Below are 20498 nucleotides of genomic sequence, written 5' to 3' on the forward strand. Positions count from 1 at the left end.
AGTAATCATTGAACTAGCCCCCTATCAATAACCCGCCAAAATCCTTAAACTTGGACATGGACTGGATCCGGAGTACACTCACTATTTTAAAGAAAGACCTGCAGATTGAACTGCGCACCCGTTTTGCCTTCAATATGGTATTGGCATTCGTGGCTGCGGCTATGCTTCTGGTTCTTTTCACCCTTCGGGCCGATCAGCTTGAACCTGGCCCTAAATCTGGTTTGGTATGGATTATCATTCTGTTTGCAGCACTTTCTGCTCTGAGCCGTAGTTTTATCGCAGAGACTGATAAAAAAACTTTTGACCTGCTTCGTATCTATGCAGAGGGAACCACGGTTTATACCGGAAAACTGCTTTACAATTTTCTTTTTACTCTCCTGATAAATATCGCCACCTTTATGGGTTATATTTTCCTCATGGGTTTAGAAATTCAATCCTGGCCAGCTTTTTTAGTTATGCTTTTTATAGGTACTGCAGGCTTATCAGGGGTGGCAACCATGACAGCAGCTGTAGTTTCACAAGCCGATCGCAAAGGAGCAATTTTCTCCGTACTCAGTATACCGCTATTTATGCCGCTGGTGCTTTTACTGGCCGACATAAGTAAAACCGCCTTTATTAGTGGCGGAGACGGCTCTATGAACAACGTAGCGGCTCTGGTCGGATTTGCAGGCGCCACCATAACCGCTGGCATTTTACTTTTTGATTACATTTGGGAAGAATGATAACGACCGATGACGGTAGACGAACGACTATTGACTGTTGATCAACGATAAACCCTTTAACTGATATGGCTTTTAAGTTTGAGAAACTGGAAACTTGGCAATTGGCTATTAATTTGGCTGATGAAATTTATCATTTGATAGAAGACTTGCCTGATTCCGAAAAGTTTAATCTAAAATCTCAAGTTCAACGTGCTGTAACTTCTATTTCATTGAATATAGCTGAGGGTTCAACGGGTCAAACTGACCCTGAACAAATTAGATTTATTGGTTATGCTCATCGCTCTCTAATGGAGGTAGTTGCTTGTTTGATTCTTATGAAAAAGAGAGCTTATATAGATGAAGAAAAGTTTAAAGCTCTGTATAAAGATTCAGAAAAACTCTCAGCAAAATTATCAGCAATGAAGAATTATCTTAAAAGTAATAATCAGGCAAATGACTTTGACGAAAGCTACGAAATTGAATAAACGTTGGTCGTTCGTCTACCGTCATTGGTCACTCGTCGTAAATTAAAGAATTACATGAACATTAAATTCGGAAATCGAAGAATAATAGGACAAAGCCGAGCTAAAGAGCAGGTAGAACGCATGCTTTCCTCAGAGCGTATAAGCCATGCATATCTTCTTTCCGGCCCATCTGGTGTGGGTAAAACTGCATTTGCGCTTGCGTTTGCCGAAGCCATTAACGGAATTGATCACCTTAGTGACTTAGGAGAGCATAAAACCTCAAAAAAGTCTTCCTGGTTCACCCATCCGGATATCCATGTCTTCATTCCCAAACCAACTTCGGCTAAAACGGAAGAACTAAGAGATCGGCTGGAGTTGCTTTCTAAAGACCCATATGAAATCATCGATTTTTCACAGCGTCCTTCTCTTGATGATGAGTCTTCCAAAAACCTTCAGGCATTTTATCCTATTGATTATTTCCGGGATGATATTCGGCCTATAGCCAAACTAAAGCCCAACGAAGGAAACCGTGCGGTCATCATTCTCACCCAGGTTGAGACGATGCGTAAGGAAACTGCCAATGCCTTTTTAAAACTATTGGAAGAACCTTCTGACCGGCTCATGTTTATCCTGACTACCGAAAGCTATGAAAGCCTCCTTCCTACCATCACTTCACGCTGCCAGCATATTCCTCTTGGGGCTTTGAAAGATAAGGAAGTAGAACAGGGCTTAATTGAAGTGGACGGACTGGAACCGGATGCTGCTGCTTATCTGGCTCGTGTCTCAAATGGTAATTATGCAATGACCCGCTTTTTTGATGTATCTAAACTCAAGGAAAACCGGGAATCAGTTGTTGAGTACTTAAGGATGGCTTTCAGCCAGGATGCAAATGGACTTTCTACCCTGGTTCAGGACTGGCAAAGTTCACATAATATTGAGGGTTTGATTGCTATGACCAATCTGATTGAAATGTACATCAGAGATTTGATGGTCTATCGGGAAACCGGGAATAAAAAATTTGTGACCAATATTGATCAGTTGGAATCGATCCAGAAATTCGTAAAGGCTTTGGATGATGCACGGCTGGAAGAAATGATTACCCATCTGGATGAATTTCGTCCTGCCCTTCGCCAAAATGTAAACCCTAAGCTCATATTTATTGTTTTAGCTCTTAGATTTTCAACCCTAATGAGAGGACTAGATCCCGTCATACCGGATGAAGAAAACTGGAAACATGTACCTGCTTTTGTAGAATAGATCATGAAAGAAATTAAATTTCATAAAATGCAGGGAGCCGGCAACGATTTTGTTGTTATCGATAATCGGAAATACGGCTTCACACTGGATGAAATAGTCGAGTTCACCCCAAAAATGTGTGACCGGAAGTTTGGCATAGGTGCGGATGGAATACTCGTACTGGAACCAGCTCAAAAAACAGAAGTAGATTTCACCATGATTTACCGGAACGCTGATGGCAGCGATGCCGGAATGTGTGGAAATGGTGCCCGCTGCCTGGTTATGTTTGCCTTCAAAAACGGTTTTAACGCCACGCAGACCTTTAACGTACACAACAATGTATATGAAGCTGAAGTCCACAATGATAACAGTGTGAGCGTTCATTTTCCGGTTCATGTTCAACCGGAAAAGAGAATACTGAATGATATCACGCTTATAAAAGCGGATGCAGCTACCGAACATTTGATCACGTTTGTGCCACAAGAAAAGCTTGAGGATGAAAAGGAACTAGCCCGGGTTGGCAGTGAACTTCGATATCACCCGGAAGTAAATCCCCCAGGAAGTAATGTGAATTTTGTTTTTGACAACGGTTGTGAATCCATCCACTTACAAACATATGAACGAGGAGTTGAAGATCTGACCCTCGCTTGTGGTACCGGGGCACTGGCCTCTGCGGTTGCCACCCATTTTACCAGAAATCAAAAAGAGAAACACGCTGCTTACACTGTAAAAGTGAAAGGGGGAACGCTTAAAGTTTCATTCGATTTTAATTCAGATAACAAGACTTATCATCAATTAATACTAACGGGACCAGCTCATTTTGTATTCGAAGGCATTTATTCTTTGTAAATATATATTCATTTTTCTTACAGGGGTTTTTCTAAGCGGCTGTTCAGCAAATATCTCCAATTCGGTGAGTAGTTCGAATAGCGGTGAGCGTTATTTAAGCCGCTACCTTGTACCAAATCAACTTCCTGCTCCACAGTCAATTAAAAGCCTGCAATTGTACAGAAAGGGAACCGACAATAATCCTCCCATTATAGAACTCGGTTCACCCCAAAAATTGATCCTGGCCTTTGATGAGCTATCGGACTTATCCGGACAGTTCAGAATTACATTTACCCATCATAATCAAAACTGGGAAAACAGTAACATACCTCAGGATTGGTACCTGGAAGGAATAAACGAAATTATTCTTGGCGGAGGGCAAAAGAATGAGCTCAGTGAACCTAATTATTTTCACTATAAGACTGAATTTCCGAATGACCAGGTAAAGTTTAAAATTAGCGGAAATTACATGCTCCATGTTTCTGATTTCAACTCAGGTGTAAGGCTTTTCTCTTTGCCCTTTTTTGTAACCGAGAATGAAGGGGAAATAGTATCCTGGGTTGAAACCGTCTATAATGCCGGTCAGAGATATAACGCCATCGATCAACCATTTAGTGAATTTGTATATCCTGATTTTATAGAATTTCCTCAGTTTGATTTGAGTTTCTATTTTGTGCAGAACCGGTTTTGGGGTGATTTCAAACAGTCAGAAAATTTCGATTTTTCTGAACAAGACCGTTCTCAGTTTCATTTATCGAGGGATAATGCTTTTCCTGCCAACTATGATTTTATGGGGCTGAATCTAAACTCTCTTTCTGTGGATGGAAATCAAATTATAGATTATCAGCCGGGGCAAACTCCACCCCTCGTTGTTCTCAGAGAAGATATACTAAACTTTTCTTCAGATCCGGTCAGAGGCTGGACTTCCAATTTCGGAAACCCTAAAAATGCAACTGATTCACGATACGCCAATGTTCGTTTCAGGTTTGATGATGGTGGTCAGTTCTCAGAAAATGAGGGAGTTTACCTGGTTGGGGACTTTAATCAGTGGCTGCTCTCAGAAAGCAACAAACTTAAATACAATGAGGATTCCGGATATTGGGAGACTTCATCCCTGATAAAACAAGGTACTTACACCTATAAATATGCTGTAAAAGAAGGTGAATTGGGCATCAATGATCTTATTCTTAGTGATACCATTACCCGTCAAAACCAGGAGTATGTGAGCTTTGTTTATTTTCAAGACCCGGATTATCGCTATCAACGCTTGCTCCAGGTAAATGTGTTCAGAACGTCAGACTAGAACAGGTTTTAGAAATCTATTCCCAGCGAGAAGTAATGAATGGGATCATCACCAAACCCATTTCTTCCATAAGGCCATCCCACATCATAGCGTAAAGGTAAACCGAATACTATGGTTCTCAACCCAAAACCTGCTCCTATAAGAATATCACCATCATAATAAGGAGCTTCAAATTCTACGGGACCTTGTGGTGTTTCTGCTTCAGTACTAAATTTTTCCTGTGCTACTTTAAAGTCTAGCTTAGCTTCATTAATGATTGGGTTGCCATTTGCATCCAATAATCCATAGTCAATTCTTTGTCCCCATGCAGTACCTGCATCTATAAAAGCTGCTCCGGTAATGTTATAGAATGGAAGGATAGGTAATGCTCCGGGAACTACAGCAGCAAATAGCGGAAAACGAAATTCTGCATTAATCAATGAGAAATTACTTCCATAAATACTGTTGTAAGCATATCCACGAACAGGTAATGCCGGTACAGTGAAGAAACTATCAGTTAGTCGGTCAAAGGAAAGACCATTATTGCTAAATTGTTGATTGATCCAACCCAGACGTCCTCCCATAAAGTAGGTTTGCTTATCAGGACCAATAGAGGATGCACCAGAAGCCCGGAGTGCTATTGAATACCGCCCGCTCTGCCCCAAACCTATATATTGCCTGAAATCACCAAGTACAGACCCAAACTGGGGAGCATTTTCCCCTACTCCGGGACTCCCGGAAATACCAATTGAATAACGACGGCCTCCACGTGCTGTTAAAAAGCCGGGTAACGTTCGGTCGTTGGTGAAAATAACTTCTGGATATAAAAATATGCTGCGCTGGTTATCAGGTTGATTATTGTTAGAAGACAACCCTGCAAACCGGTCACTGATTGAGTTGTAGTCCCGGGTAACACCCATTGCAGAAAATCCAAAATCAATCCGCTTAAATTTATTAAATGGATATTGGATATTTAAAGAACCTCCAAAGGTTCTGAATCGAATTAATTCCCCAAAGATGGTCTGATATCTTCTGGAAGTATGGAAATAGGACGCAAACCAATTGGTGCGATTTTTCAGATATCCATATTGAAGGGAATAATCGCTATTCCTCAGATCAGTCACGAAATTAGTACCGAGAGCAATTTGATGATCGCCCAGCAGATCACTGATAATAAATTGAGTTTGGGCCGCAGAACCATAAGTAGAAGCTACAAATGTTGGATTGTAGGCGATATCAGTGGAGAACTTGAGACGGTAGTTCTTTGGCTGAAAGCGACCATCGTCTGTTATATTATTTTCAGGACTAAAGCTTTCAATATCTTCAAGTTCTAAGGTAGTATCTTGCATTACTTCCGTACTGAAAACATAATTTCTGAAATCAATTTCATCAGACTCTTCTTCCTGTTGCTGATCTTCTTCAGCAGCTGCTTCATCTTCAGTTTGTTCGGCCTGCTCAACATCCTTATCGGCTATAGCTACACGCTCTCCTTCCAAATTCAGCCCATCAGCAAATAGCTCCCGGGCATAAGTGATTGCAGGTACGCGCTTCCCTTTGCTTTCGGCAGCCCTTCGCTGAGCCCAGTAATTTTTGGATAATTCTCCGCCCTTTTCTCTGTTCAAAGGAGATCTCAGGAGAAAAATATCGAGGTATCCCTCATTAATGGAATTAAATGCCAGCCTCGAACCATCATCGCTAATTGAAATTTGTGATGCACCAGTTTGAAGATTTGTTAATGGTCTCGATGTTCTGGTATCCAGATTGTATTCGTAAACATTGAAAATTCCGTTCTCATCTGACAGATAAACCAAACGCCCATCACGGGTTGTTTGTGGGCCTTTCTCGCTCCAGGTTGGAGTGCTGGTAAGTCTTGTTGCTGTAGTTCTGGCGTTCAAATTCACCCGGTAAATATCCGTTTGATAAAGACTTTCATCACCTAATAAGTCATAATTCAGAGTATAATTATGCAGAGCAACTTTCTCCCCGCGATCGGATACAAAATATAGTGTTTCAGAATCTGATCCCCAGGTGGGCTGCATGTCGGAAAAGAAATCACCTGTAACGTTTATCAATTTTCCGGTCTCCAAATTATAAACGAAAATATCCTGATATGGACCGATATTACCATCAAAAGCAATCTTATTGCCGTCTGGTGACCAAGCTATTGAAGCAATTGCATCCAGATTTGGAAACTTCAGTTTATTAATCTTACCGGAATTATAGTTAATGAGTGCAATATCATCTCTGCCTTTCGATTTGGTTGAAATTGCAATTCTATTGCCATCCGGCGACCAGGCGATATTTGGATTCAAAATGTTGAGCTCTTCAAATTCAGGATTATCCTCTCCCCTTATCAAAGTCTTAAGTTTACTGCCATCAATAGCACTGATAGCTACAACATCAAAGTAACCTCTCTTATTTGTGATAAAAGCTACTTTATCGCCCTGAGGAGATATAGCCGGACTGGTATTATATGACCCATATTGTCCACGTTCTGTTAATTGATTAGCTATCATATCGGCACGTTCACGCTCTGCTACTTCAGGGTAGTATCTTTCCTGAAGAGCGTCTTGCCAGGCTTTATCGAGCTCTTTAAAAGTTAATCCCAATGATTGCTGTAAACCTATTTCGACACTTCGCATAGTTTTAATGCGCTGTAATATCTCAGCAATTTTTTGGCGGCCGTATTCTTCTACTATAAAATTCCAGAACGACTGCCCACCACGATACGCATAATAACCGCTTAAATACTGCAAAGGGGGAAGATAGTTATTGATTACAGCATCACGTACATACATATCTGTATTAGTATCCCAACCAAGAGCAGTGTATTCAGCTAATCCTTCTTCAAACCAAAGTGGAAACTGTAACTGAATGTTGTTACGAATAATGGAATTAATAGTACCACCATAAAACATATCGTTAAAAACTGCATGTACCAGCTCGTGATGCAGGGTGCGACGGAAGTCAGCATAATCTCCAGTGAAGGGAACCGTCATGCGATTTTTCATTTTGTCAGTCACCCCGCCAATTCCTTCTGCACTAGTAGGAAGAGCTACAACATTAGTCTGAGAGAAATCATTATGAGAATCATAAACAATAAGCGTAATACGGTTAGAAATCTCATGGTTAAAATCTTCCGTTAACTGCTTATAAGCAGACTCAATACTTTTCGCGCCAAATTCTGCAAGTTCATAATTCTTTTCTCCGTAATAGTATACATCGAAGTGCTTTGATTGAATGTAGCGCCATTCAAAATCTTCATACTGAACTCTGTTTTTACCAAAAGAGTAATACTGAGCCAGAGCTGGCGTACCAGATACAAATAATAATGCAGCAAGAATTAAAACTGAACTAATTTTAACTTTCATAGTAAAGAGTATTAAAAGTTATTTGGCTAATCCGAAATCAATTTGTCGTTTTTCCAGGTTTGTGCTTTTAACATAGACCCGGATTTCGTCACCAAGCTGATACTGTTTTCCACTCTTACGGCCTACCAAAGCGTGCCGTTTTTCATTAAAAACAAAGTAATCACTTTTCAGATCGCTCATTCTTATCATTCCTTCACAATAAATGTCTTTCAGGTTTACAAAAATTCCCCTTTCCATCACACCGCTTATAATTCCATCGAATTTTTCACCGGTTTTACTGCTTAAAAACTCAACCTGCTTTAGTTTGACAGAGTCACGCTCAGCGTCTACAGCTACACGTTCGCGTTCACTGCAGTGCTCTCCGTCCTTCTTTAGTTGGTCATGGGTATACACTCTTGCACCTGAATTGTAACCTTTTAACAAGCGATGCACAATCACATCGGGGTAACGGCGAATCGGACTGGTAAAGTGTGCATAATGTCCAAAACCCAATCCAAAGTGCCCAACGTTATTAGGTGAGTACTCAGCTTTAGCCATTGCCCGAAGCATCAATCCGTTAACGATATACTCCAAGCTTGTATTCTCTACTTTTTTGAGAAGGTCATTTATCTTTTTGGGAGAGACATTTTTTCCTACTTCAAACTTGATTCCTATAGGTTTCACCTGTTCTGCAATAGAAGCTAATTTCTCCTGATCAGGCTTGTCATGAACCCTGTAGAAAAATGGATATAAATCTTTTGAGCGTTTTTTATCCGATCGTTTTCGAAGTTCTTCCACATGCATTGCAACGGTTTTGTTCGCCATCAGCATGCATTCCTCTATAAGCCGGTGTGCAAAAATGCGTTCTTTCAGAATCACTTTAAGCGGCTTGCCATCATCATCTAAAACGAATTTAGGCTCAGGAGTATCAAAATCAATGGCTCCTTCACGGAATCGCTTATCGAGAAGAACTCTTGCCAGTTCTTCAGCCAGCTTCACTTCAGATGCAAACTTATGATTGCGTCCTTCGATTACTTGCTGGGCTTCGTCATAGGTAAACCGTTGCTTGGAATGAATCACCGTTTCTTCGATGGAATAATCTACCAATTTGCCATTGGGTGCTATCTCCATGAAGCAGCTATAAGTCAGCTTATCTTCATTTGGTCGTAAGCTACACACGCCATTACTCAATACTTCAGGAAGCATCGGAATTACACGGTCTACCAAATAAACGCTGGTACCACGGCTGTGTGCTTCTTCATCAAGAATGGTTTTTGGAGTGAGATAATGGGTTACATCAGCAATATGTACTCCAAGGTAATAATTGCCATTATCCAGCTTTTTAATGCTCAATGCATCATCAAAGTCTTTGGCATCATCAGGGTCTATGGTGAATACATTTTCGTCTCTCAAATCCCGGCGTCTTGCGCATTCCTCTTCTGGAATTTCTGTGGGAATTTGATCTGCATATTCTTCCACTTGCTTGGGAAACTCAGCCACCATGTCATTTTCAGCAAGAATGGATAACACATTGGCATCGTTTGAACCCGACTTGCCTAACACCGATTTAATGCGAGCCTCAGGAAGTGCTTTGGGATGAACCCAGTTCACCAATTCAAAAATAACCTTATCTCCATCCTGTGCTCCATTCACAAATTCCGGAAGCACAAAGAAGTTGGTGTGAACCGATTTCTTATCCGATTCAATAACGAAATTCTCTTTGCTAACCTTAGAAAGCGTTCCTACATAAAAGTCTTTCCCGCGTTCTAAAATTTCCAGGATTTTACCCCTTGGCTGACCTGATCCTTTCTTTTGACCGGTGATTTTCACCCGAACTTTGTCATCATTAAGAGCAGTTCCTACATCACGGGATGAAATCATGATATCCTGATCGAGCTCATCGGTAATTACATATCCGGTTCCGCGGACTGAGATATCAATTTTACCTTCTACAATATGTGATGAACCTGAGGATTTTTTGGTTTTCTTCGTGTTGTTTTTCCCCAGAAAAACATAATTGTCTTTTCTGCTGACGGTATTTTGATTAGCTAACCGGTTTAATGATTTATCCAGTCTTTTAATTTCATTATTACTTTCTAAACGAAGTACACTAATAATCTGCTCTCTTGTTAGCTTATCGTCAGGGCTGTTTTTTAATAGATTAACAACCAAATCTTCAAATTTACTTAATCTGTCTTTCTTACTACTCATTCAAATATTCTTATGTGGGATCTTGTCCCTCTATGTTTTCTGTTATTTCTTCTTGATTCTGTTCTTTTTCTTTAACGCCAAATAGCTTTTTGAAAGGGGAAAGCAACCGATTAAAAAATTCATCCCAGGTATTGAAAGTTACTTTAGCCTCAAGGCCTACCCCGTTTATTTCCTGAGATTGTTGAGATTGCTCGGTACTGCTAATGGTTCCGAAAGTAAGATCCTGGCGATGAAAAGCCGTTACTGCAAAGGTGCGGTTGATTCTATAGGTAGCACCAAGATCTCCAATATTTGATTGTCTTCCTGTAATTTGTCCTTCTCGACGAAGTATTATTTTATCATTATAAAGCCGCAGTGCAACTCCAAGGTCTACTTGGTTATATGTATTCAAGTTAAAATCTACATCTAAACTACTCAAATCGCTGTTCAATAACGAATTTACCTGATTTGATAACAATGGGTTAATAACCTGGCTCGAAAGCAAAGGGTTCAATACGGCCGCACTACCCGATAAATTTTCCCCAAAAGGATTGCCTTGTGGGTCTCCAGCAGATGAAACCGGAATAAAATCCCCCATCAACATGAAATTAGTAGCCTGGATTAACTTCAGATTTTCGTCTCTGTTAATGGATGCCAGTTGTGTCGAAAGCGTTGAGCTTTGCTGCGATTCGAAAGTATCGGGCAGCCGGAAAAAGAAATTATTCTCAATACCGGAAATGGTACCTCCGATATTCAACACCAATTCAACAGGCACACGCTGGGCATTAGCCGGATCTCGGGTTCCAGTGTTACTAAGCGTGTTAATATCAGGCCTTGCACGATAAATTGCATTCAGGTTAAGACGTGCGTTTGCCGGGTCCCCTTCCCAAATAATAGTGCCACCTTGTTCCAGTTCAAATCGTCTGGTAAAAATATCTCCACTCACAAATTGATAACTCCCGCCTGTAATATCAAAGCGGCCAAACATGGAAACCTGTTCATCCTCTAGCAAGATCCGAAGTCGCCCTGTACCATCTGCTGTAACAATATCACCCGTAACCGGATCAAATATAAGCTGGACGGTCATGGGGTTGGATGCCACAAACTGCAGATCCAGGGTAAAGCGTTCAGCAAATGTTAACTCCTCCTCCGATTGCCCCGGCACCCCGTTTATTCGATTACGATTGTTGGTTGAACTCATGCCAGAACGGATATCATCCATGTCAAAAGAGTTTACAAAGCGTATGAAGCGGTTGTCTTCATTAAACTCTGTTTCTTCCAGAAGAGGAATAGAAATCTGGGAGAAATCTGAGATCACAATTGGCTGTTCTGTTCTAAGTACAGGGTTCATATTGGTTCCGGAAATGGTTACCGTGCTGGAACCATAGGCCTGTCCAAAAAATGCCACAGTTGGATCAAATGTACTATTCAGAAACTGGAATTCATCCATTTCCAGGCTAATTCGCAGACTATCTGAAGGACCAAAGTCATTTAAGTCATAATAGCCGCTGAGAATGGCACTACCACCCGAAGGATCAATGAAATAGATATCGTTAAAGGTAAAACCGTCGTTCCGCGTAAATGTCAAATTGCCCTGTGCGTAGTAATACGTATCTAAAAACTCGGGACGGATATAAGCTGCATCGTCAATACCAACCATAAAATCCGATTCGAAATCGTAAGTCTGTAAATTACCCCAAATTTTTCCGGTCCCGTTGGCCAATCCAGATGCTTCAGCAAATACCTTTGGTCCGATATAAGGCAATATCCACAAGTCAATATTCTCAAAGTCTATGTCAAACTGATAGAGGGAATCCACATCAGGAAAATTGCCTTCCTTTGGAGCTAACACGTATCCGTCTATTTCAAAATTCTGACCTTTTCGATCATTGTTTGCAAAGTATTGAGGATATTTGGCCGAATCTGTACTGACGGTAATATTGGTATCAAATCTATCCAGTGAAGAATTGTAGCGGCTTGTGAGCAGGATGTCTCCAAACAGAGTGTTATCCAGGTTGAGGGCTTCCACATCAATTTCACCTTGTATAGTCGGCACTGTTGTGAGCGTTCTTGTGGTAAATTTACCATTTACGATTCCACCAAAGCGAATCCTTCCGCCTATTAAATCCGAAAGGCGGGCCAGATTTACATCAGCAATGTTGTAATCTACTGAGTCTTCTGTAGCACTGCTGAACGTGCCATTTACCTGAACAAATTGCGAATCACTCTCAAATACAAAATCTCTCAGCTTTAGTTTTTCATTGGATTGATACTGAAGCATAGGAGTGCCTGCGTTTGCCCATTGGAATGTATCAGTTCCCAGCATAAAGTCATGGATAAACAGCGTTAAAGCATCCTCCGAAATCTCCCCTCCGGCATGAAATAAGAATGATGCGTCTTCTGCTAACTGCTGAATACTGCTCCTTACTTCAACAGAATCCTGATTGAAGTTCGCTGAAAAATCAAAATTTCTTCCTTTTACAGAATAATAGTCAATCTGTGCAGCATCAGCCTGGAATTGCAGTCCGGAAAAATCTTTTAATGATGCGTCCCTTCTGAAACCTCCTGTGGCTTGTACCATCAGTGAATCAGCATCAAAATTTCTAATGCCCGTCTCAGTATCAACAAAGGTAGCGTTAAAGAGAAGCCGCTGGGAGTTTACATTGATGGTAGAATTAATGCGGGCAGAGGTTTTTATAACCGGGAAATCAGGGAAGTAAGACTTTATCAATCCCAGGTTCTTTAGCCTGCCGGATATCGTCAGACTTTGATTCCGAAGAATTTGGGTAGAATCCCTAACCGCACTTAAACTATCAAAGGTAAACTCTTCCCGCACCCTATTTTTAAAATACTGGGTCCATTGTTTACTGAGTGTTAGCACATCTGCAGGCACAAAATCTCCCTGAACTGTGGCGTCAAATGCTGATGACGTTAACCGGAGAATTCTTTGCCGGGCATCTGGTTCATTAAAATCCATATAAAGCTGATGCCGACCCAGAGTATCCTCTCCAGCTACAGCCCGGGTTATATCAAGGCTGACCTGTCCAAACAGATCGTTCCATTCTTTCCCTCTGAGATTAACATCATACTCCAGGTCTGCATAAACCTCACGCATACGATTGTCCTGTACAATCTCATTCAGAAAGATATTACCGGCTTCTCCATTTAATGAATAAGACGGAATGGATGTGCTAAGGTCTATAGTACCATTTGTGGTTAAAAGTGCTCCATTTACTTCTGCCCTGATATCCGGCTCAATCAAGCCTCTGTCCCAGTTTGCTAATATCGAAACCTGATTAAAATTCCTCTTATCAAAAACTCCCTCTTCCGACCTGATTACCAGCCCGCCTTTACTTTCTCTGAAGTTTAGAGAAGAGCTTTTTATTTCACCATTCAATGTCAGGTCTGTCGATTGTATTCGTGGGTCAATTAAGTTCCCAAGATCAAGGGAATCCGTATTGAAAGTAAGATCAAAACCTATCTGATCACTCCAGCTCCAAACTCCGTCTATTTCAAAACGACCGCGCTCTATATTCTCTGCAATGATGTTTGTAGCTGTACTATCTTTAGTGCCGGAAACTTCCCCTTCGAATCGTGTAGACGTAAGTGCTGCCAGTTGAGAGGGGGTTAACTTAGAGTTTAACAGTTGAAGCTCATTCTGACCTAATACTGCTGCTTCAAGGTTTATATTATATGAAAATTGACGACTACTCCGGAGATTCCTGACATAACCGTTCAAATCAGCAAAACTATCACCAACACTCAATTCTGCATTGCTGAAATAAAGGGAATCCAATGTTCCTTCGCCCATTACAGATCCTCTTATAGTATTTTGAAGCTCGGGAATGTCCGGAAAAAATCGTGTTATGTAAGACGACTCCAGTGACAGGCGGTCTACCTGCATGTTTAAAGTAGCATTTATGATCTGTTCTTTTACTCTTCCCTCAAGCAGATTCACCCCTTCGGCCTCCCCGCTAAAGCGCCCTGTAGAATTACCTACTCTTACATTGAGGGCATTAAGTTCCAGGAACCTGGAATCATTATAAACTTGACCAAAAAGTTCAACAGAAGGGATATCAAATTCAGGGATATCAAACTTTATCTGGTTGATGTCTACAAAGCGCTGATCTTCCGTAAATTCAAAAAACATGTCCATCTGCACATTTTGCAAGTTCATACTGTCAGCCGAGGACAATCTGTTTGGTCTTTCAAATGCATTTCTGAATATAAAATTCCCGTTTTGAACAACTACAGAGGGGATAATAATTTGAAAAGAAGATCCTGATGAATTGTTTATGGTATTATTTCTTGCCGGTAATGCAGTTTTCAGCTTGAAAGCTTCATCAAGAGAAAAGTCAGATTTCGGATCAATGATACCCATCGGCGCTTCAATTTCCAGAGCATTGATCACAACACGATTACGAAGCAAAGACCAAACATCGAGACTGGCATTGATGGCATTGGTCTCAAAAACCGGCTCAAATTCTGAAGAATCCGGGTATATTTTAACATTACTCATTTGCATACGAAGTGGCAGTAAACCATCAAGCTCACCAATACTTAGTACACCCTCAAAGTTCTGGCTGAACCGGTCCTGAAGTTCTACAGCTACCCGATCTTTAACTGGCTGGAGTTGCATTAAGCCAAAAGCAGCACCGAAAACTATGGCAATAGTCAACACAAGCACCCCGATAAAGGTCCAGAAAACATTCCAGGATTTATGTAACCAGCGTATATATGCCACTATTTAAAAATATTTAGTGTGTGCTCCCATGTCCGTTCCACAAAATCGGTTTCCGATACTTTGTATACATAAGGTGAGCTTATTTGCTTTAACAAAATGAGTTGTATTTGTTCGTCCTTCACTTTTTTATCTGATTTCATCAGGTGCACTAATTCTTTTGCAGATGAATCCACCTGATCCAAAGTCAGCTTATACAACGGCTTAAACTGCAATAAATTGGATAAATCAATATTTGCTCCCAAAGAGTTTGAAGCATGAACTGCGGCTATCATTCCGGCATACACAGCTTCACCATGAGAATATGTTGTATAGTTACCTGCTTTTTCAATCACGTGTGCAAAGGTATGTCCGAAATTTAGAAACGCTCTTTTACCCGCTTCCAGTACATCTTCGGCCACTATTTCCACTTTAATTGTTGCGCTCTGCTGAATTAACGGCAACCATGATTTTCCATCAACAAAGGTATTTTGTTCTATCAACGTCTTTACCTTCTCAAGGATTTCGGGACTATGGATCATCCCGTATTTGAGCACTTCGCTCAAGCCATTTACCCATTCTTTTTCCGGCAATGTCTCAAGATACTTCACATCAGCAAATACCGCTGCCGGCTGGTAAAAGCTGCCAATCAAATTCTTTCCGGTAATATGATTAATGCCCGTTTTCCCACCTATGGAGCTGTCAACCATAGCCAGCAATGTTGTGGGAATGTGAATAAGCGGTATACCCCGCAGCACCGTTGCCGCCACAAAACCAGATAAGTCACCAGTCACACCTCCGCCAATAGCTATCAAAGGGGTTCCTCTTTCAACCCCCTCATTCAAAACAAAATCTACGGCCTGCTTATAAACTTCAATATTCTTAGCCTGCTCTCCCCTGGGCACTTCAAAAACGTGCAGTTCTTTAAAATGAGATTTGAGAGCTTTCTCAAAATGTGTTCTGTGATGCTTCAGTACAAAAGCATCAACCATTAAGAAGGCTTTACCAGAACCAAAATTCTGAACAAAGTGCTCTAATTCTGCACTCAAATCGTAACCAAAGTGCAATTCGTAAGTATCTGCTGTAGATGTTTGAACTGAAATAGAATCAGACATGCCGGGTAATTTTTTCGATGGCTGCTTCGGTCATTTCCTCAACAGAGGAAAACAACGTTGTTTTTAAGCCAACCTGAGCCTGTTTGTAGAATTTTTCTCGACCTGAATATAAGGCTTTCAGCTCTGTAAAGAGAGTTCCCCTGGATTTAATTTTTCCGTCTTTATTAAATAGAATTGGCCGTTCATTACTATCAAGTACTCTATCTGTGATTTGTTCCAGTGGGGTATCCACAAAAAGTAACAAACCATTTACTTTAAGGTGATCAACTATCCGCTGATTCTGCAATGCCCCACCTCCCAGTGAAACCACTCCGTTGAAATGCCGGGTCAAATCCAGCAGATATTCCCACTCTTTTTCTCTGAAATAATCTTCTCCGTGTTCATCAAAAATTTTGCGGATACTCTTTCCTTCCTTATTTACAATAACCTCATCCAGATCGCGATATTCCCGTTCCAGTTTTTCAGCCAGAGCTTTTCCAAGCGTGCTTTTCCCTGAAGCCATAAAGCCACACACGTAAATACTGTCCTTAAATCTTTCCAGCCGATATGAGTTCATGTATTGGGCTTTTTAGGAGTCACCATTTCTACCTCTTCCCGGTCCACAACTACTGCCCCGGGAGGAGAACCTTTGGGTTTTCGGACATATTTCTTTTTGGTGATGATCACAGGAGCCAAATTCGATCCTTTTGCCTTCGAATTATAAGCAGCGTACGAAGCGGCCTCCAGTAACACCTTTTTTCCGGGCATTCCTTTGTCATTCCCCATTCTGATAACAAGGTGTGAACCGGGAACACCTCGTGCGTGCATCCACACATCTTCCTTATGAGCTTTCTGGACTAGGGTATCATTGCTTTTTGCATTTTTCCCAATCCAAACCGGGTAACCCATTACTTCGAGTGTGTAAAATGGGAGCTGTTCTTCATCTGATGAGTTGTCCTGATTTCTATATTCTTTGAGCTCTTCTTCATGATCTTTTTCCCAATCTTTAAAATCCCAGAGATTCGTAATAGATTCAGCCTGTTCCAGTAACCGTTCGGCCTTTTCTTTTTCTTTTTGCATGATGGGAATACGCTTCATGGCTTCCTCATAAGACTTTTCAGCCCCGGATGATTTCTTGTAATAACGCTGGGCATTCTCTGCTATGTCCAGATCGATCTCAAGCGGAATAGTCACATTTTCGCCTTCATTGTATAAATCTTCCACTTCAATCTCTTCCTGGTTAACATCTCCAAGATGAGCATTGGCCATCAGAATATGCCCCCATTGCTCGTATTTTTCAGCGCGTTCCAGTCCTTTGTCCGCTTGTTCCAGGTTTTGCAAGCCTGATTTAGTACGCTTTATTTTACGCTTCAGGCTTTTCAGGAGTGATGATTTCCGCTGTTTGAGCCGCTGATCCCTGGAGTAATTCTTATAGCGATAAAGAATAAGGTCATTTACGCTTTCGAATTCTTTTTCAGTCTTCAGTGGTAAGGTCTTTTCAGACAGCAGCGTGGTGTCTCCATTTTCAAGGAGCCGGGGGAAGGGTTCATTTTCCATCTCATCACAGATTTTTCGAACAAACTCCTGCAGTTCTTCTACGCTAGACTCTTCCAGATTGTAAATATCAATAAGCTCGGGAATATTTTGTCTGGGGAACATCGCATTGATAGCTACCAATTTATTCTTGGTGCTTTTTCTGCTTATATCTTCCTCGATCTCATATACATTCAAAACCTGGGGAGATGACGGTTCTTCTCCCTCTTCATCATATTCTTTGAACACTTCAACAATTTGCCCTTCCCTGGAAAGGAAAACATTAGCCCGGTTACTAAACAGCCTGAAGTGTAATTTATGCCCGTCCTTAAAGTGAATAAAAAGCCAGCGATCGGTCTCTGGTATGGTTACATCGGTTATTTCCACGCCATAAATTTTCTCAAAGAAATCAATGGTGTTGCTCTTTTTTGCTCCGCGGAAGCTATCCAGATATAATGCAATATTTCCGGGGGCTGAGCTAAAGCATAATCGGTGTTTAGCGGTGTCTGTATGCACAAAAAACTCCAAATAGTTTTTATATGGGCTCACCGCCTGCTCGATTTTACCGACAGTTAACTTGTTTTTAAGCTCTCGCTTTAGATATATTAGTTCGTAATAGTTCATTTAAATAGAGGGGAAAATACAGGTTTCATGCATTATCCAATATTTAATTCTATCGTAAATACTGTAGAATCACAATTGGGCAAAAGAGGGATTAAAGCCAAGAAATTCAGGACCTGGGAAGATAATAAGATTCATGCCACCGGATTAGAATTAATCATTGGACTGGATCAGACATCTAACTTCATGAATTCGCTTTCCATCAACTTTGACTGGGATAGCTTCCGGGAAACCACCATGGCCAAAGAACTGGAAGGTATGAATAGTCATCCGTTTCTCAAGATCGAAACCCTAACCAAATCCAACGTCACTCCTACCATAGATGTTGAAATGAGCTGGTTGTTTGATATTGACCGCTGTCAGCCCGAAATACCCGGAGAAGCAGGAAATTACCGCATTGAACGAGCCAGCCGCTGGATGGAATCCATTAGCAAACGGGTAAATGAACTACTGGCTAAAGACGATATCATCACCCGCTGGCACATCGAAATTGACGGAGATGAGCATGGCCGCTATCTCTCCGCCATTAACCTTATCTCTTATTTCCAATATGAACTGACTTCGCCCAAGAGCCTAAAGGAAGTTCAGCATTTGGTAAGCCGAAAACTGCAGGATTTGCTCCTTAAAGCCAACAGAGTGATTTACCTGGCTGATGAAATCCTCGATGATTCGGTAGCTGCTTAAAGTTATTTACTCCTTTCTAATTGTCATGATGAAAAAGGTCAAGCGATAGGAAGACAAAGTGAAGCATATCCTGGAAGACGGCTGTACCCTCTTCATTTAGGAAATTAAGATTTTTCACTTTTACCTTACTCATACCCTTTTTGCTAGTATCCATCTTCGCAACTCAACCTGGAGAGCCCCGACTTGCTGTTTAGAAAAAATATTTTTTAGGGATATATACTAATTTCAAAATTGTATGTACTATTATTCAATGCCTAAAAATAAGGATATCGTGGTGCTCACCTCTTCATTTTGAAGCAATACTAAACAATACACTGTTAGTTATTTCACATCTCCTTTAACACCGTCATTGCTTTTCCTGATGGTTTGAAAAGGAATAACTGTAAAAACCCATGATATACGAAGAATTACTCAACCGATGGCATAAAACTATCCGCCGCTACCAGGTTGAACATGAGTTAAGTGCCCGGTTCTATGAAAAATTAAACTGGAAATTTGGCATTCCGGCTGCTTTGCTTTCAACCATTGTTGGAGCCGGTATTTTTGCCGATATAGAACAACTGCCCTATAATAACCTGATTGTATTTTTAGGAGGTTTTGTCAGTTTATTGTCAGCGGCCCTGATTGCTGTAGAAACGTTTATGAAGTTCGGTGAACGTTTCATTGTGCACAAAACTACGGCCGTTAAATACGGAGAGCTGGCCCGCAGCATTCAGCAGGTAATTACATGCGGCCCGGGCAGTACAAATCCGGAAGCGTTTATGGAATTCGTCAAAGAAACATGGAATGCCATAGATAAAGAAGCTCCCACTTTACGCAATAGTACCATTAAAGCCATTGTCGCCGACCCCGACGGAGCCGACCCTGTATTGTTTGTAAGAAACAAGAATACAGATAAAGCCGCCTGATCATGGCTTGCTTCCGCCCTCTTAACTATTCATCAACTATATAAAATGAAAACCATAAGCCTGCTTCGTTTCTTTTTCTTGGTGCCGTGTTGGGGAATCCCCGTACAGGCACAAACTACCTTCCTCCCCTTACCTTTCGATATTGAGATTGGTGTTACAACCAACGAAGAAATTGAAAACCGGGGAACCTGCCTTGAGCGTATTCAGGTAAGCGAATATTACTTTCGGTGTGCAAAATACTCCATACAGGATCGGTTTAATGTGTATTCCAGTCAGAACGAAATAGTGACCAAGCTGGAATTTCTGAGTACCGCCAGTCATGGCTTTCCGAGAGACTGGGCCTCTGCAGGGTTCAGGATGGGGCCTTTCCAACGTGAAGGATATGATGGCTTGGGTTTCTATAGTTATTTCACCAAAAATTGCGAAGCTGGAACTTCTGCATCTGAACTTATCAGTATCCTGAAATCGAATAACATTACATATGAGATCGAGGAGAATAAAGCGGAAACCAATCTTTGGATTGAAAAGGAATGTCTGGTATCTAATCCTCAATACAAAGATATTACAAACTCCGCCTATAGAAGCACTCCATCAAATACTGAAGTCATCAACAGTTATGGTGGCGATTACAAAAAAAAATCAGACATCGTGAATATCAAAATAATCCGGTTTTCTGTTAACGGAAGATTGTATCAGGTTAAAACCGCTCAATGGTATCATAACTTTTCAGTTATCATCCATGCGCCAACTTTTGAACAAACAAGATATCACTCGAATGTGCTTCCTTTCTTTCAGAAAGATCTGGGTATTTTTGAAATAAGCGTTACCGAGGATTATTGAGGATAGTCTAAAGTCTTGTGAAGTTGCTATATAAATTCCGAAGAAGT

14 protein-coding genes are annotated in these 20498 nt (G+C 41.1%); 8 read left to right on the forward strand and 6 right to left on the reverse strand.

Translation table 11 applies throughout. From position 1 onward, the window contains the following. The first annotated feature begins 56 nt into the window (after positions 1-56). The 5 genes from RIB15_RS00195 (at position 57) to RIB15_RS00215 (ending at position 4532) form a co-directional block, all read left to right on the forward strand. The gene (locus tag RIB15_RS00195; protein ID WP_350200122.1) at positions 57-722 is read left to right on the forward strand and encodes a heme exporter protein CcmB; all 666 of its coding nucleotides are present in this window, start codon (positions 57-59) and stop codon (positions 720-722) included. A gap of 65 nt (positions 723-787) precedes the next feature. Continuing rightward, positions 788-1186 carry a four helix bundle protein gene (locus RIB15_RS00200; protein WP_350200123.1) on the forward strand — a complete coding sequence of 133 codons (399 nt, stop codon included), beginning with the start codon at positions 788-790 and terminating at the stop codon, positions 1184-1186. Between the two features lie 54 nt (positions 1187-1240). Further along, complete coding sequence (locus RIB15_RS00205; protein ID WP_350200124.1) at positions 1241-2422, forward strand: DNA polymerase III subunit; 1182 nt, start codon at positions 1241-1243, stop codon at positions 2420-2422. Positions 2423-2425: 3 nt separating this feature from the next. Further along, entirely contained in the window at positions 2426-3250 is an 825-nt protein-coding gene (dapF, locus tag RIB15_RS00210) for a diaminopimelate epimerase (RefSeq protein ID WP_350200125.1), read from the forward strand. Between the two features lie 64 nt (positions 3251-3314). Next, entirely contained in the window at positions 3315-4532 is a 1218-nt protein-coding gene (locus RIB15_RS00215; protein WP_350200126.1) for a type IX secretion system plug protein, read from the forward strand. An 8-nt stretch (positions 4533-4540) separates the two neighbouring features. Here the strand turns inward: RIB15_RS00215 and RIB15_RS00220 are convergent, their stop codons facing one another. Genes RIB15_RS00220 through RIB15_RS00245 form a run of 6 tightly spaced genes read right to left on the reverse strand, consistent with a single transcriptional unit; the run spans position 4541 to position 17947 of the window. Next, positions 4541-7882, reverse strand: coding sequence for a peptidase MA family metallohydrolase (locus RIB15_RS00220; protein WP_350200127.1), 3342 nt, complete (start codon positions 7880-7882; stop codon positions 4541-4543). Between the two features lie 18 nt (positions 7883-7900). Further along, a complete protein-coding gene (gene rnr, locus RIB15_RS00225) occupies positions 7901-10072 on the reverse strand; it encodes a ribonuclease R (RefSeq protein ID WP_350200128.1) in 2172 nt (723 codons plus the stop codon). A 10-nt stretch (positions 10073-10082) separates the two neighbouring features. After that, the gene (locus tag RIB15_RS00230; RefSeq protein WP_350200129.1) at positions 10083-14795 is read right to left on the reverse strand and encodes a translocation/assembly module TamB domain-containing protein; all 4713 of its coding nucleotides are present in this window, start codon (positions 14793-14795) and stop codon (positions 10083-10085) included. Further along, a complete protein-coding gene (gene aroB, locus RIB15_RS00235; protein WP_350200130.1) occupies positions 14795-15886 on the reverse strand; it encodes a 3-dehydroquinate synthase in 1092 nt (363 codons plus the stop codon). The genes RIB15_RS00230 and aroB overlap by 1 nt, the downstream gene beginning before the upstream one ends. After that, a complete protein-coding gene (locus RIB15_RS00240) occupies positions 15879-16442 on the reverse strand; it encodes a shikimate kinase (protein ID WP_350200131.1) in 564 nt (187 codons plus the stop codon). The genes aroB and RIB15_RS00240 overlap by 8 nt, the downstream gene beginning before the upstream one ends. Beyond that, entirely contained in the window at positions 16439-17947 is a 1509-nt protein-coding gene (locus RIB15_RS00245; RefSeq protein WP_502881327.1) for an NFACT RNA binding domain-containing protein, read from the reverse strand. Before RIB15_RS00245 ends, RIB15_RS00240 begins: the two co-directional genes overlap by 4 nt. Positions 17948-18049: 102 nt before the next feature. Here RIB15_RS00245 and RIB15_RS00250 point away from each other — a divergent pair, with 102 nt between their 5' ends. The 3 genes from RIB15_RS00250 (at position 18050) to RIB15_RS00260 (ending at position 20451) form a co-directional block, all read left to right on the forward strand. Next, positions 18050-18703 (forward strand): hypothetical protein, encoded by a 654-nt coding sequence (locus RIB15_RS00250; protein WP_350200133.1) that lies wholly within the window; start codon positions 18050-18052, stop codon positions 18701-18703. 392 nt (positions 18704-19095) lie between these two features. Continuing rightward, positions 19096-19611 (forward strand): SLATT domain-containing protein, encoded by a 516-nt coding sequence (locus RIB15_RS00255; RefSeq protein ID WP_350200134.1) that lies wholly within the window; start codon positions 19096-19098, stop codon positions 19609-19611. 45 nt (positions 19612-19656) lie between these two features. After that, entirely contained in the window at positions 19657-20451 is a 795-nt protein-coding gene (locus RIB15_RS00260; protein ID WP_350200135.1) for a hypothetical protein, read from the forward strand. The last annotated feature ends 47 nt before the right edge of the window (positions 20452-20498 follow it).

Source organism: Gracilimonas sp. (assembly GCF_040218225.1).
Classification (GTDB): domain Bacteria; phylum Bacteroidota; class Rhodothermia; order Balneolales; family Balneolaceae; genus Gracilimonas.